General features: G+C 60.8%; 13 protein-coding genes. 7 read left to right on the top strand and 6 right to left on the bottom strand.

Annotated elements, in window-relative coordinates:
• Window positions 1–31: 31 nt before the first annotated feature.
• On the bottom strand, window positions 32–934 hold the full coding sequence (locus ACQY5P_RS11250; RefSeq protein ID WP_428406960.1) for a class I SAM-dependent methyltransferase: 903 nt from the start codon (window positions 932–934) through the stop codon (window positions 32–34).
• A 291-nt stretch (window positions 935–1,225) separates the two neighbouring features.
• Between ACQY5P_RS11250 and ACQY5P_RS11245 the strand changes: the two genes are divergently transcribed.
• From ACQY5P_RS11245 to ACQY5P_RS11220, 6 genes are all read left to right on the top strand, one after another.
• On the top strand, window positions 1,226–3,289 hold the full coding sequence (locus tag ACQY5P_RS11245) for an FkbM family methyltransferase (RefSeq protein WP_428406959.1): 2,064 nt from the start codon (window positions 1,226–1,228) through the stop codon (window positions 3,287–3,289).
• A 106-nt stretch (window positions 3,290–3,395) separates the two neighbouring features.
• Window positions 3,396–4,352 (top strand): glycosyltransferase, encoded by a 957-nt coding sequence (locus tag ACQY5P_RS11240; protein ID WP_428406958.1) that lies wholly within the window; start codon window positions 3,396–3,398, stop codon window positions 4,350–4,352.
• A gap of 25 nt (window positions 4,353–4,377) precedes the next feature.
• A complete protein-coding gene (locus tag ACQY5P_RS11235; protein WP_428406957.1) occupies window positions 4,378–5,097 on the top strand; it encodes a cytidylyltransferase domain-containing protein in 720 nt (239 codons plus the stop codon).
• 17 nt (window positions 5,098–5,114) lie between these two features.
• Entirely contained in the window at window positions 5,115–6,059 is a 945-nt protein-coding gene (locus ACQY5P_RS11230) for a phosphoglycerate dehydrogenase (protein WP_428406956.1), read from the top strand.
• Window positions 6,056–6,793 (top strand): SDR family NAD(P)-dependent oxidoreductase, encoded by a 738-nt coding sequence (locus tag ACQY5P_RS11225; protein ID WP_428406955.1) that lies wholly within the window; start codon window positions 6,056–6,058, stop codon window positions 6,791–6,793. The genes ACQY5P_RS11230 and ACQY5P_RS11225 overlap by 4 nt, the downstream gene beginning before the upstream one ends.
• Window positions 6,790–7,686, top strand: coding sequence for an SMP-30/gluconolactonase/LRE family protein (locus tag ACQY5P_RS11220; protein WP_428406954.1), 897 nt, complete (start codon window positions 6,790–6,792; stop codon window positions 7,684–7,686). The genes ACQY5P_RS11225 and ACQY5P_RS11220 overlap by 4 nt, the downstream gene beginning before the upstream one ends.
• On the opposite strand, the gene fcl is transcribed toward ACQY5P_RS11220, so the two are convergent.
• The 4 genes from fcl to ACQY5P_RS11200 all read right to left on the bottom strand — a co-directional run bounded on the left by fcl (window position 7,659) and on the right by ACQY5P_RS11200 (window position 11,694).
• Window positions 7,659–8,603, bottom strand: coding sequence for a GDP-L-fucose synthase (fcl, locus tag ACQY5P_RS11215; RefSeq protein ID WP_428406953.1), 945 nt, complete (start codon window positions 8,601–8,603; stop codon window positions 7,659–7,661). The genes ACQY5P_RS11220 and fcl overlap by 28 nt on opposite strands.
• A 16-nt stretch (window positions 8,604–8,619) precedes the next feature.
• Window positions 8,620–9,471, bottom strand: coding sequence for an FkbM family methyltransferase (locus ACQY5P_RS11210; RefSeq protein ID WP_428406952.1), 852 nt, complete (start codon window positions 9,469–9,471; stop codon window positions 8,620–8,622).
• Between the two features lie 66 nt (window positions 9,472–9,537).
• Window positions 9,538–10,605: a GDP-mannose 4,6-dehydratase gene (gene gmd / locus ACQY5P_RS11205; RefSeq protein ID WP_428406951.1), complete on the bottom strand. Its 1,068-nt coding sequence runs from the start codon at window positions 10,603–10,605 to the stop codon at window positions 9,538–9,540.
• Window positions 10,606–10,632: 27 nt separating this feature from the next.
• Window positions 10,633–11,694, bottom strand: coding sequence for a glycosyltransferase (locus ACQY5P_RS11200; RefSeq protein WP_428406950.1), 1,062 nt, complete (start codon window positions 11,692–11,694; stop codon window positions 10,633–10,635).
• Window positions 11,695–12,000: 306 nt separating this feature from the next.
• Between ACQY5P_RS11200 and ACQY5P_RS11195 the strand changes: the two genes are divergently transcribed.
• Window positions 12,001–12,645 carry a hypothetical protein gene (locus tag ACQY5P_RS11195; RefSeq protein WP_428406949.1) on the top strand — a complete coding sequence of 215 codons (645 nt, stop codon included), beginning with the start codon at window positions 12,001–12,003 and terminating at the stop codon, window positions 12,643–12,645.
• 79 nt (window positions 12,646–12,724) lie between these two features.
• On the opposite strand, the gene rfbC is transcribed toward ACQY5P_RS11195, so the two are convergent.
• Window positions 12,725–13,276: a dTDP-4-dehydrorhamnose 3,5-epimerase gene (gene rfbC / locus ACQY5P_RS11190; RefSeq protein ID WP_428406948.1), complete on the bottom strand. Its 552-nt coding sequence runs from the start codon at window positions 13,274–13,276 to the stop codon at window positions 12,725–12,727.
• Window positions 13,277–13,441 lie beyond the last annotated feature (165 nt).

Below are 13,441 nucleotides of genomic sequence, written 5' to 3'. Positions count from 1 at the left end.
CGCGGCGCATAACATGACGCCGGTCGGCGCGTTAGCGAATGACGCCGACCGGGTTGATGAGCTGCGTAGGATTGTATGGGAACCGGCAATCCCGAAGATTTTCATCGATCTTCTTGAAACGCTCGGTTTCGAATTTCGGAATTGACGCAGTCTCTTTGTGCGTCAGCATTTCGCGTAGATTATAGCCGCCGAAATTTTCGCCCAGCCTGTAGGCCCAATCATGCATTTTCTTCAGGTTGTCGGCGCGTTCCGGGACTTCGTCGGGATTGGTTTTGGCTACAGAAACCCATGCGTGGAAGCCGTATTTATAGGTCAGCTCGCGCTCGCCGCGAATATCGAAACAGCCTGCGCGCAACATGCCGGCCACTGCGGCGCAGCTCGGAACGAAAAACGTGCTGGGGTCTCCGTTGATGTTGCGGGCTGTATTGAGATAGGCGCCGGCGCGGGTTTGCTGCTCCGTCGTCGTAAGCGATTGGAGAACAAATATCCCTTCGGCTTTCAGCAGCTTGCGGGCGACATAGACAAGTTCAAAGGGGCTCAGCAGGTGATACATCAGGCCTGAGCTGACGACGACGTCGAAGCTGCCCAGCAGTTCCTCATGTTCGCAAAGCCGCTCAAAGGGGATTTGACGATAGTCGATATCCTCGCCGGTAATTTCCATGGCGAGTTCGACCGTGTCGTATTTTTTCGTGTCGGCGGCGAGCACATAGTCGGCGCCGAGGGCCTTCATGCCAAGCGCGACGACGCCCGAGCCTGAGCCGATGTCGATGCAGCGCAGGCCTTTCAGATTGAGATCGCACAAGAGGTCATAGGTGCCGTAAAGGCTGGCGTTGGGCGGCGCCTCCGGCTTGTCCCGTCCGCGCGCTTGAAAGTCCCCAAAATCAACTGCATTGAACCACCACAGTTCGTCCGCACGCTCTTTGAACGATTTCAAAGTATTGCCTCCTATTTTGGCTCATCATAAGCTAAAGGGTCAGGGGTGACAACGCGTGCCTGGACCGTTTGGCCATCGAAACGCGATTCGCTTCTCCCGTTCTTTTGCGGCCGAGATGCAGTGATTTCAATGCCGCGTCCATAGCGCGGATGAACGAGAAAAAGGACGCCGGCAAACGGCGCCGGCGCAAAGAGAGCTTGAAATATTGACCCGGTCAGCGCTGCAACTCATGACTGGACCTGCTAACACTCCGCCGCCGTCACCACCATTGCGCCCCTCTCATACCATCACATGACTCACCCCCGCCTCTTGCTTCTGGACATGACGCCCATCGCCGGCGCCGCCGCTACAAGCACGCTGAAGCAGGCTTATTTCGGCGGTTGGCGCCCGGACGCGCTGTTGCAGATTACCGATTGCGGCAACGGTCATGCGGGAATTGCAGCCGGCGCGGGGCCTGTCCGCGTGCTGAAAAGCAATGACGATGTTGAGACCATTGTCGAGGCGTTTAAGCCTCAGACCGTTCTTTACCGTCCTGTGGGCGATTCCCCCGCTTTCCATGACATCGCCATGAAGGCGCTGGCGGCGGCCCGCGCGCGGGCCGCCGGCCTTGTGATCTGGCTGATGGATGACTGGCCTGCGCGATTGGAAACATCCGACCCGTCTCTCTTCGCGCGTCTTGACGCTGATCTCCGCTCGCTGATTGCGAGCGCCGATAAATGTTTCGCCATCTCCGAAGGGATGGCCGCCGTTTTTGGCGCGCGTTACGGCGCTGCGTTTGAGGTGGCGCATAATGGCGTCGATCCAAAAGACTGGCCCGAGCGTCCCCGGCCGGCGCGCGAGACGGTCCTCATTCGTTACGCCGGATCGCTTGCGCCGGATACGACGCGCGATGCGGTTTTCGGCGTCGCCCGCGCCGTCTCGAAGCTCGCCGCCGGCGGCGTTCCCATCGCGATGGAAGGGCGCACGCATATTCACTGGCTTGACCGCGAGGGTGCGGCGCTGAACGCGATGACCGGCGTGCGGTTTGAGGAATCGAAGCTGAGCGCGCAGGACTATCGCCGCTGGCTTTCGGAGGCCGACATTCTTCTGGTCGCCTATAATTTCGATCCGGCGACGCAGGCCTATCTGCAATATTCCTTTGCGAACAAGACCCCGGAAACCATGGCCGCCGGCGCCGCGATTCTCGCCTATGGGCCGGAACAGCTTGAGACGATCGCGTATCTGAAGCGCGCCGGCGCGGCGCATGTGGTGACGGACCCCGCCTTGCTTGAAGCGGCCATCGCAGAGTTGGCGCGCGATAAGCCGCGCCGCGAAAAACTGGCTGCAGCCGCCCGCGCGCACGCCTTTTCAGCCTTCCGGCTTTCAGATGCGCGGCGGCGGTTTCATGACGCCTTGCGGCGGTGCGCGGCGCCGGGCCTTCCTCCGGATACGGAAGGAGAGGCCGGGGAGAAGCTGCAATTCGACGAATGCGGTTTCGTTTTCGATGTGCTGAATGCTGAAGAGACGCCCGGCGTCATGCTGGATGTCGGCGCGCATGTGGGCGGCTCGCTCCTGCCATATGCGAGAGCCGGCTGGCGTGTTCACGCGTTTGAGCCCGATCCCGTCAACCGGGAGCAGCTGCTGTCAGCGACGGCGGCGATGGAGAATGTGCATGTGGATGCGCGCGCGGTCGGCGCGAAGGCCGCCGCAAACGTGCCCTTCTATCGTTCGTCGGTGAGCAGCGGCATCAGCGGTTTGTCCTCTTTTCACGAAAGCCATGAACGTTCCGGCGCCGTCTCCGTGACGACGCTCACGGATTACATGTCGGCGGCGGGGCTCGCCGGGGCCGATTTCCTCAAGATCGATGTCGAGGGCCATGAAATGGCGGTGCTCGACGGCTTTGATCTTGCCGGCGTGCGGCCGCGCGCGATCGTCGCTGAATTCGAAGACGGCAAAACCGCCTCCCATGGCTATGTGATGGCCGATCTCGCCAATCTTTTTGTAAAGGCAGGCTACGCGGTGCTGGTCAGCGAATGGCGCCCCATTGAGGAATATGGCCGCACCCATAGCTGGCGGCGGCTGCTGGCCTATCCTTGTGAAATTGCGCCGGAGGCGTGGGGCAATCTGATCGCATTGCGCGAGCCGCCGGAGGAGGCCCGTTTGGCTGCGGCTTTCGCGGGCGCCTTGAAAGGCGGCCGGGCGGGAGAGGGCGCCGGGGCGCTGGTCAGGCGCTACGGCGCCCCGGAAACGCCGTCGCTTTACCGGCGGGGCGTTTCTTTTCTGACGGCGCACGCCCCGGCGGCGGCGCGGCTTGCCGGTCCGCCGATGCGCGCGCTGCGTAAATTTTTAAGAGGTTCGAACCGGCGCGCGTCCTAGCGGCGGGGTGTTGAAACCGCCCCGACGGGGGTTCAAACCGCCACCGGGTTCGGGCATAAATCCATCGGTTCCGGTCCCGCGCGGCGCGAGTTTTAGGGCAAGGCTTATGGGCGAGACGCCCCAACGCATTTCAATCGTCTTCCGTTCGCTGAACGAGGAAAAATGGTTCGGCGACGCGCTTTCCGCTTGCAAGCGGCAAGTGGTCGACGGTTATGACGTCGAGATTGTGCTGGTGGACTCCGGTTCGACGGACCGGACGCTGGAAATCGCCGAGGCTCATGACTGCCGCATCGTTCATATCAAGAAGGCGGATTTCACTTTCGGGCGGTCGCTGAATTACGGCTGCGAGGCGGCGACGGGCGATTACCTTGTCTTCATCTCTGCCCACTGCATTCCCGCGCATGAGCGCTGGCTCGCAAATCTGGTGGAGCCGCTCGCGGACGGCCGCGCGGATTACGTTTACGGGCGTCAGATCGGGCATGACGTGACCCGGTTTTCAGAACATCAGGTCTTTGCGCAATATTTCCCAGAGCATGACCGGCTTCCGCAGGACGATTTCTTCATCAACAACGCCAACGCGGCGATCCGAAAGGATTTATGGGCGAAATACAAATTCGACGAGGCGGTGACCGGCCTTGAGGACATGGTGCTCGGCAAGGCGGTGATGAAAGACGGCGGTCGGATCGGTTATGTGGCGGATGCGCCGGTCATCCATATTCACGAGGAAACCTTCGTGCAGACGCGCCGGCGCTATTACCGCGAAGCGCTGACCTTGCGCGAGATCATGCCGGAAGTGCATTTTCACTTTTCCGATTTCATACGTTATTTCACGGCGGGCGTGTTCCATGATTTTTCGGAAGCGCTGAATGATCGGCGGTTCTGGGCGGTCGCGCCGGAAATCGTCATGTTCCGGCTGATGCAATATTGGGGCACCTATCGCGGCCACAACGAGCATCGGGTGCTTTCCCGGGCGCAAAAGGAAAGCTATTACTACCCCCGCCCCAAAAGGCATTCGGCGCAAGAGGCCCGGACGGCGTCCGGATGCGAAGCGCCCGCCGAATAACGCAATTGAAATGAGGTCTTAAACGATGATTGGCGACGGCAAGCGCCTGACGGCCCTGTTGCCCATGAAGGCGCACAGCGCCCGGGTGACGTCCAAGAATTTCCGCATGATCGCAGGCAAGCCGTTATTCCGCTGGGTGCTGGACGAGATGGCCGCGCTCGACGCCATCGACCGCATCGTCATCAACACGGACGCGCGGGCGATCCTCGCCGACAATGGCCTCAAGGATGGCGACTATGACGGCAAGGTCATGATCCGCGACCGCAAGCCGGAAATCTGCGGCGACTTCGTCTCCATGAATTTGGTGCTTGGCGACGATGTGGAGAATGTGGCGTCCGATTATTATCTGATGACGCACACGACCAACCCGTTGTTGCGGGGCGAAACGATCGACGCGATGATCGCGGCGTATCTGGCCGCGGAAGCGAAGGGCGAGGCGGATTCCCTCTTTACCGTGAACCGGCATCAGACGCGGTTTTATACGCCCGAGGGCGCGCCCATCAATCATGATCCGGCGAACCTCATCCGCACGCAGGATCTGCCGCCTTATCTGGAAGAGAACTCCGTCTGTTATCTCTTCACGGGCGACAGCTTCGCCAAGACCGGCGCGCGGATCGGGGAGAAGCCGTTCCTGTTTGAAACGCCGCGGCTCGAATCGGTGGACATTGACGAGCCGTCCGACTGGTATATGGCGGAGTCGCTATTGATGCGCGTCGCCGCCGGCGAAGCCCTCCCGAAAGAATAGAAAGGCAGAGGGAAATCATGACGCGCCCGAATGTTCTCGTCACCTGCCCGCCCATGCTGGGCCTGATCGACGAATTCGCTGCCGCCTTCGAAGAAAAGGGGCTCGATTTCACCCCGGCCAAAGTCACGCAGATACTGAGCGTCGAAGAGCTTCTGGAGATTGTGCCGAAGCATGACGGCTGGATCATCGGCGACGATCCGGCGACGCGCGCCGTGGTCGAGGCTGGCGTGAAGGGAAAGCTCAAGGCCGCCGTCAAATGGGGCGTCGGCGTCGACAATGTGGATTTCGCCGCGTTCAGGGATTTCGGTGTGCCCGTCGAAAACACGCCGGGCGTCTTCGGCGGCGAAGTGGCCGATGTGGCGCTCACCTATACGCTCGGCCTTGCGCGCGAGACCTATCGCATCGACCGGGAAATCCGCCTCAATAATGGCTGGCCGAAACCGAGCGGCATTTCCGTCGCGGGGCGCACTGTCGCTGTCGTCGGTTTCGGCGACATTGGCAGGCAGACAGCGAAACGCATCATCGCCTGCGGCGGCAAGGTCATCGCCTATGATCCCTTTTACAAGCCGTTCGCCGGCGTTGACGTCGAAACGGCGGAATGGCCTGCGCGGCTCGGCGAAGCGGATTTCCTGATCTTCACCTGTCCCCTGAACGACGGGACGCGCGGCATGTTCAACCGCGATATTCTTTCGAAGCTCAAGCGGGGCGTGCGCGTCGTCAATGTGGCGCGCGGGCCCGTGGTGGTCGAGGCGGCGCTTCTCGAGGGGCTGGAAAGCGGCGTGGTCCATTCCGCGGCGCTGGACGTTTTCGAAGTCGAACCCCTGGCGCCGGACAATCCCTTGCGCCGGTTCGACCGCTGCATCTTCGGGTCTCACAACGGTTCGAACTCGGCGGATGCGGTGCGCCGGGTGAGCCACATCGCCATCGGCAAGATCGCGCGCTTTTTGGGAAGCGCCGCATGACGAACAGCGTCCTCATCACCGGTGCGGCCGGCGGCATCGGCTCGGCGCTTGTCCGCGCCTTTGCGGGCGCCGGCTGGATGGTGATCGGGACCGACAGCGCAAAACCCAAATCGGCGAGCGGGGCTTTTATCGAGGCGGATCTGTCGGCTTTCGCCACGGACCCGGTTGCGGTCGCGGATTTTGCCAAGGACGTGCGAAAAGCCGCCAAATCCGCGCCGTTGCGCGCGCTCGTTAACAATGCCGCCGTTCAACGCCTTGGCCGCCTCGACCGGCTCGACCATGACGATATTGTCGAAACGTTCAACGTCAATGTCGCAGCGCCCATGCTGCTTGCAAAAGCGTTGCTGCCGGAGCTCGAGGCGGCGAAGGGCGTCATCATCAATATGGGTTCGGTGCATGCGCAGGCGACGAAGCCGGGTTTTTCCGCATACGCCGCATCGAAAGCGGCGATCCACGGACTGACGCGCGCGCTCGCCGTCGATCTCGGGCCGAAAGTGCGCGCCGTGACGCTGGCGCCCGCCGCGGTTTCGACGCCCATGCTGATGGCCGGCTTTGACGGCAAGGAGGACGCCTTCAACGAGCTCGAAAGCGTACACCCGGCGGGCCGCATCGCCAGTCCGGAAGAGATCGCGAAAATCGCCGTGTTTCTCGCCTCAAACGAGGCGGCGTTCATGACCGGAACCTGCGTTTACGCCGATGGCGGCGTTCTTTCCCGGCTTCACGATCCCGCATGACGGAGCGGCTCGACATCGGCGCGCCGCACTGCATCGCGCCGCTGGGCGCGCGTCTCGGCGAAGGGCCGCTTTACGATCCGCGCGACAACACGCTCTATTCCCTCGACATCAAGGGCGGGAAAATTTTCCGCACCGATCTCGCCACGGAAAGCACCGAAACCATTGTTGCGCCTGGCATGGTGAGCGCGCTGGCGCTGACGAAAAGCGGCGGTTTTGTCTGCGCAATGCGGAACGGGTTTGCGCGCCTTCAGATCGAAGATGGCGCGGCCCGCATCACGCCCATCATCGACCCGGAAGCGGACGCGCCCGTCAACCGGTTCAATGACGGCAAGGCCGATCCGCAAGGCGGGTTCTGGGCCGGGAGTATGGACGATTCCGAGAAGTCGGTGACGGGCTCCTGGTGGCGGCTGGCGCCGGACGGAAGCGTCGCGAAAATCGACGACGGCTATCATGTGACCAATGGCCCCGCCTTCGATCCGCAGCGCGGCCGCGTCTTCCTGACGGACTCGGCGAAGCAAACCGTGTTCGCCGCAAAAAGCGACGGCGCAGGGATTTCAGATAAGCGGGTCTTTCTCCAATTCGGCGCGGGCGACGGCTATCCCGACGGCATGGAAGTCGACGCCGAAGGCTGTTTGTGGATCGCGTTCTGGGACGGCGCCTGCATCCGCCGCTTTTCGCCGGAGGGCGAGCTGCTCGCTGAGGCCAAACTGCCGGTTCCGCGTCCGACGAGCGTCGCCTTCGCTGGCGACAGACTGTTCGTCACCTCCGCCGCCATCGGCCTTGATGACGCGGCGCTCAAACCCGCGCCGCTTTCGGGCGGAATTTTCTGCATGGAGTTGTCGCGAAAGCTGGAAGTCGCCGCGCGCTATGTGGAGGACGCGGCGCTAATGTAAGCGTCGAAAACCTGCTTCACGCCGTCTTCCAGTGAAATTTTCGGGCGCCATCCCAAGGCGCGCAGCTTGTCTGCAGACATCAGTTTGCGCGGCGTGCCGTCCGGTTTCGATCTGTCGAAACGCAGCGCGCCTTTCAGGCCTGCCAGCGAGGAGACAAGTTCGGCGAGTTCGCGGATGGTCACATCCTCGCCGGAACCCACATTCACGGGCGCATCATCTGAATAGCGCTGCATCAGAAAAACCAGCGCGTCGGCGCAATCGTCCACATGCAGGAATTCCCGGCGCGGTTCGCCGCTGCCCCAGATTTCAATGGAGTCGTCGCCGCGAGCTTTCGCCTCATGCGCCTTGCGGATCAGCGCCGGCAAAACATGGCTCGATTTCAGATCGTAATTGTCGCCGGGGCCGTAAAGATTAGTCGGCATCGCGGAAATGAAATCGGCGCCGTGCTGTTTGCGGTAAGCCTGACAGAGTTTGACGCCGGCGATCTTGGCGATGGCGTACCACTCATTGGTGGGCTCCAATGGACCTGTCAGAAGGCTGTCTTCGGTGATCGGCTGCGGCGCCATGCGCGGATAGATGCAGGACGAGCCGAGAAACAGGAGCTTTTCAACGCCGGCGTCGAAGGCGGCGCGGATGACATTCGCCTCGATCATGAGGTTGTCGTAAAGAAAGTCCGCCGGATAGGCGTCATTGGCGAGAATGCCGCCGACCTTCGCCGCCGCGACGAAAACCGCGTCCGGTTTTTGTCTGTGCATCCATTCCTCGACCTCTGTCTGGCGCATCAGGTCGAGTTCGCTGCGCGGCGCCGTCAAAATCTCCGCGCAGTTTTCCCGTTGCAATCGCCGGACGATCGCCGCGCCCACCATGCCGCGATGGCCGGCGACGAAAACGCGCTTTCCGGTCAATGTCCAGCTCATATCCAAATCCTGCAACTCAAGAGCGGGCGGATAGCGCCTCGCCAACGATCCCGGCGAAATTTTCCCAAACATTGCGATGCACGCAAACAAGATCGGTGAAAAAATGTCCTGCTTTCTTTGAACCGCTGCGAAACCATTTCATGTATCGGTCAGGATCGTCGATCAGTTGCTTTGGCCACGCTTTAAGGACGCGAACGCCTGTGGTCAGTTTTGACTCGGCGACAATATCCCAATCGGAAAGATCCGGGTCCGTCTTCGGCATGATAGTATAGATGGAGTCGAACACCAGAAAGCCGAGGCGGTGAATTTCCTTGAGCGCCTTCTTCTCGCCTGAGTTTTCGACGAACATAAGATCGACTCCATGATCGCGGAAAAGACGCGCCCCGCCTTTCAGGGCGGCGTATTCGGCGCCTTGAATATCCATCTTTATCATGCGCACCGGTTCATCGACGATCTCATCGAGAGTCGTGGTTTTGACAATATGCTGGCCGCCCCTGTGCAGCGTTCCTACGTTGGAGGCCCCTTCGGTCGCCCCGCTCATGGTTGAGTTCACGCTGAACCGGCTTTCGCCGATGCGATCGGAGATGGCCACATCCAGGATTCGGACGTCAGCGTCTTCGCCCAGCATTGCGTGAAGATAGGGCAGGTTGCCTTCGAAAGGCTCGACGGCGATGACGCGAGACTTCGGCGATTTTGCGCGCATCATTTTGGTGAAATATCCTTGCGCGGCGCCCAGGTCCAGCATGAGGCCGGAGGGCCACTTTTTGAGCACGTCGAAAACATGCCCGGGATAAGTCTCATAAATTTGACGCCCCGAACGGATGGCGCGCATTCCGAACCGCGAGTCGGTCAAGGAAAATCCCGTCATGCGTGCGCTCCTCTCTTAACACTGCCGCCTAGTTGGTTATGTCGATCGGTTTCCGAGCGGTATTGATTATGTACTGCGCCCGCGCGCCCCGTCGCCCGAACCGATGAGCGCCAGATCTTCGGCGACCATTTCGCTGACAAGCTCGTCGAAAGTCGTCTTGTGAACCCAGCCCAGTTCTTTTTTCGCCTTGGCCGGATCGGCGATCAGAAGGTCGACTTCCGTCGGCCGGTAATATTTCGGATCGATGCGCACGCGGATTTCGCCTGTCGCCTTATCGACGCCGGTTTCGTTTTTGCCTTCGCCGCGCCATTCGATGTCGACGCCCGCCTTTTTGAAGGCGAGTTCGGCGAATTCGCGCACGGTGTGTTTCTCGCCGGTGCCAAGAACGAAATCGCCGGGTTTGTCCTGCTGCAGAATGAGCCACATGCCTTCCACATAATCGCGCGCATGGCCCCAGTCGCGTTCGGCGTCGAGATTGCCGAGATAAAGGCAAGCCTGCTTGCCGGCTTTGATCGCGGCGACGGCGCGGGTGATCTTGCGCGTGACGAAGGTTTCGCCGCGCAGGGGGCTTTCATGGTTGAAAAGGATGCCGTTGGAGGCGTGAATGCCGTAGGCCTCGCGATAATTTACGGTGATCCAGTAGCCGTAAAGTTTGGCGACGCCATAGGGCGAGCGCGGATAGAAAGGGGTTTTCTCCGTCTGTGGAACTTCCTGGGCGAGGCCGTAAAGTTCGGAAGTGGACGCCTGATAGAACCGCGTCTTTTCCTCCATCTTGAGAATCCGGACGCCCTCCAGCAGGCGCAGGACGCCGAGCGCGTCTGAATTGGCGGTGTACTCAGGCGTCTCGAAACTCACCTGCACATGGCTTTGCGCGCCAAGATTGTAGATTTCGTCGGGCTGCGTTTCCTGAAGCAGGCGGATCAGATTGGTGGCGTCGGTAAGATCGCCGTAATGCATGAAGAATTGCGTCGAACCTTCATGGGGGTCCTGATAGATGCCGTCGACCCGCGCCGTATTGAAGGAGGAGGAGCGGCGCTTGACGCCGTGCACTTCATAACCTTTCGCGAGGAGAAGCCGTGCGAGATAGGCGCCGTCCTGTCCTGTGACGCCGGTGATCAGCGCGGTTTTTTTCACCTTGAAGCTCCCTTGCCGGAACGGCGCCTAGCGCAGCGTAATATGCGTGAGGATCGCCGGCGCGCCGCCCCTGTTCTCAATTCGCAAATCAACGGTTTCGCCGCTCGCCGCCGGTTTGTCGAGGGCGAGAGTGACTTTCCCGTCGGCGACATCGCCTGCGCCGCCATGCGACTGCGACGAAACCGTCGCGGCCCCGTTCGCGAAGCGGAGGTCGACGGCGCGGAGCGGGGCGCCATAACGGACCAGCGGCAGGAACGCCGCGCTTTCCACCTCGCCGCTGCGCCCGAGCCCGTGAATGACCGCGCCGGTTTTCGACACGCGCCGCCGCAGCACGCGGGCGAGCGGCCCCGGCAGCATGTATTCAAAAACGTGATGAAGGGCGAAGCCGAGCTTGCTTTTCAGGCGGCGCGATGGGGACGCGTTCTGATTGATGATCCGGTCAAGCTCTCTGCGCCGCGCCGGGCCGAAGCCGCCGGTCTTCGCTTCCCTCGTCCAGAGCACGCGCGACAGCGTCTGATCGATGAAGGCGAAGCGCGCGCCCGAACGCCACAGCCGGACCCATAAATCCCAGTCCATGGTGTAATGGAGCGACGCGTCGAGCCCGCCGGCTCTCTCATAGGCGGCGCGCCGGAAAAAGCATGAGGGCTGGGAAATGGTGTCGCCCCAGAGGAGGCTCTCGGAGGGCGGCTCCACGGCCCAGTGATAGCCGGTCACGTCGAAATCGTCGTTGATGATGACGGTGTGGCCGCACACGACGTCCGGGCGGTCCGCCTCCTCCAGCCGGGCCATAGCGGCGGCGAGCGCGCCGGGATAAAGCGCGTCATCGGCGTTGAGCCAGCCCAGAACCTCGCCCGGCGTCTCGCGCCAGCCTTCGAGAATGGCGTCTGACTGACCCTTGTCCGGCCCGTGGCGGCGGTAGACGATCAGGTCACTGAAGCGGTCAGCCACCTCGGCGACCCGGGGATCGCCCGAGGCGTCCAGAAGTGAAACAGCCGGACGCGGCGTCTGAATGGCGAGACTTTCGAGACAGTCTGCCAAGAGAGGGTGGTAGGCCCCGATGGGCACGGAAATGGAGAAGCTCAACGGCATCGGAGGGTCTTATAGAGGCTTTTGCTTCCGGAACAGGGGGAGCGGGCTTCCTGCAAGCCGTTTGGGAGGATTTCTTGATTGACGCAACTCATGCGCGAGAAGGCGGCGGCAGAATCGCCAAATTCCTGCTATCGCCCTGATAAAAGGGTGAATTTTCTGTTAAATCTTCGATTTGATTTGTATGGATTAGTTCTGTCTGCTATGTCCTAATTCAAGAATTTGGAGCCTTTGGAACTTGGCTCGGCTTTTGCTGTCTTCAGTATAGTGTATAGGGTGTTAACGCCCGAAATTGGTGGGATTACGATTATGAACTTCAAGTTTTCCGCAGCGATCGCCGCCGCCGCTCTGGGTATCGGGCTGGCTGGCGCTGCGAATGCAGCGACAATCGAGATTGCCGGACAGGTTTATGACGAGGCCGCCGGCGCGGATGGAATTACGGTCACCAGCGGCACGGTCGGGTCGTTCGATCTTTCCGGAGGGGGCGCTTCGGTTAACGAGGCGATTGGCGGCGGCGCGGCTGACGGCGTTTCCTGTTCTTCGGACGGTTGCTCGTTTTTGGTCAATTTCGACAATGCCATCGTGAACCAGGATGGCGACGATCTTGTCCTTTACGGCCTAGGCGTTGGCAGTATCGCTGAGTATTTCAATGTCAGCTATAACGGCGTTGAGCTTGAAGACCTTGCGATGACCGCGACCGGTTCTTTCTTGAATAACTTTCAGATTTCCCATCTCTATCTCGATCTTTCGGATCTTGGCGTCGCGCTTGGCGACGCGTTGACGTCCTTTCAGATCACGGTGAAGCGCGGCATCAACACCGAAGAGTTTGTCGCTGCGGTCTCGTTGAACGATGAGGATGTTCTGGTGAACCCCATTCCGGCCGCGGCCTGGCTTTTCGGGTCGGCGCTGATCGGCGGCGGCTACCTGTCGCGCAAGCGCAAAAAAGCCGCCTAAAAAAGCTTTGATGCTTCAATCGAAAAGGCGCGGGTAATGCCCCGCGCCTTTTTTATTTGTTTCATCGAATCCCGCGCGCCTAGAAGGGCGATGAAAAGGCGGCCCAGGCGGGCGCCTTCGCGTCCTTGGCGGAAAGCGAAACGCCGCCCTCCTTCACGCCCCAGTCGATCGCGAGATCGGGGTCGTTCCATTTCACCGATCCGTCGCTGGCGCCGTCGTAAAAGGCGTCCACTTTGTAGGCGACTTCTGTCTCGTCCTCGAGCGTCAGGAAGCCGTGCAGGAAGCCCTTGGGCACGAAAATCTGCTTGCCGTTGTCGGCTGAGAGCTCGGCTTTGACCCATTTGCCGAAAGTCGGCGAGGCTTTGCGGGCGTCGACGGCGACGTCGATGATCGAGCCTCTCAGCACGCGCACCAGTTTCGACTGGGCGTGCGGCGGCGCCTGATAGTGAAGGCCGCGCACCGTGCCCTTTTTCGCCGAATAGGAGTGATTGTCCTGGACGAACTCGACTTCGATTCCGGCGGCTTTGAAGGCGCGGGCGTTATAGGTTTCGGAGAAAAACCCCCGGTCGTCGGAAAACCGGCGCGGGGTGATGATCTTCACCTCGGGAATGTCGAGGGCTGTTACGTCCATTGGAAATCGGCCTTTTCTCTAGGGGCTCCGCCTTCAAGCCCAGCGGGCCGTCGATTGCAAGCCGGCCGGAATCGCCCCGAAATCTCATGGTGAAAAATTTCCCCGTGTCGTCCCCAAAACAATCCCCAAAGCTTGTGGAAAGCCATTTGAAAACCAATTTTCACA

Source organism: Hyphococcus sp. (assembly GCF_965267305.1).
In the GTDB taxonomy this organism is placed as follows: domain Bacteria; phylum Pseudomonadota; class Alphaproteobacteria; order Caulobacterales; family Parvularculaceae; genus Hyphococcus.
This window is presented reverse-complemented; position numbering and strand designations above follow the sequence as displayed.

Bases quoted from the DNA above. Each gene is read 5' to 3' on its own strand.
- ACQY5P_RS11245 (WP_428406959.1), top strand. From the start codon at position 1,226: ATGACTCACCCCCGCCTCTTGCTTCTGGACATGACGCCCATCGCCGGC.
- ACQY5P_RS11240 (WP_428406958.1), top strand. From the start codon at position 3,396: ATGGGCGAGACGCCCCAACGCATTTCAATCGTCTTCCGTTCGCTGAAC.
- ACQY5P_RS11235 (WP_428406957.1), top strand. From the start codon at position 4,378: ATGATTGGCGACGGCAAGCGCCTGACGGCCCTGTTGCCCATGAAGGCG.
- ACQY5P_RS11230 (WP_428406956.1), top strand. From the start codon at position 5,115: ATGACGCGCCCGAATGTTCTCGTCACCTGCCCGCCCATGCTGGGCCTG.
- ACQY5P_RS11225 (WP_428406955.1), top strand. From the start codon at position 6,056: ATGACGAACAGCGTCCTCATCACCGGTGCGGCCGGCGGCATCGGCTCG.
- ACQY5P_RS11220 (WP_428406954.1), top strand. From the start codon at position 6,790: ATGACGGAGCGGCTCGACATCGGCGCGCCGCACTGCATCGCGCCGCTG.
- fcl (WP_428406953.1), bottom strand. From the start codon at position 8,603: ATGAGCTGGACATTGACCGGAAAGCGCGTTTTCGTCGCCGGCCATCGC.
- ACQY5P_RS11210 (WP_428406952.1), bottom strand. From the start codon at position 9,471: ATGACGGGATTTTCCTTGACCGACTCGCGGTTCGGAATGCGCGCCATC.
- ACQY5P_RS11200 (WP_428406950.1), bottom strand. From the start codon at position 11,694: ATGCCGTTGAGCTTCTCCATTTCCGTGCCCATCGGGGCCTACCACCCT.
- ACQY5P_RS11195 (WP_428406949.1), top strand. From the start codon at position 12,001: ATGAACTTCAAGTTTTCCGCAGCGATCGCCGCCGCCGCTCTGGGTATC.
- rfbC (WP_428406948.1), bottom strand. From the start codon at position 13,276: ATGGACGTAACAGCCCTCGACATTCCCGAGGTGAAGATCATCACCCCG.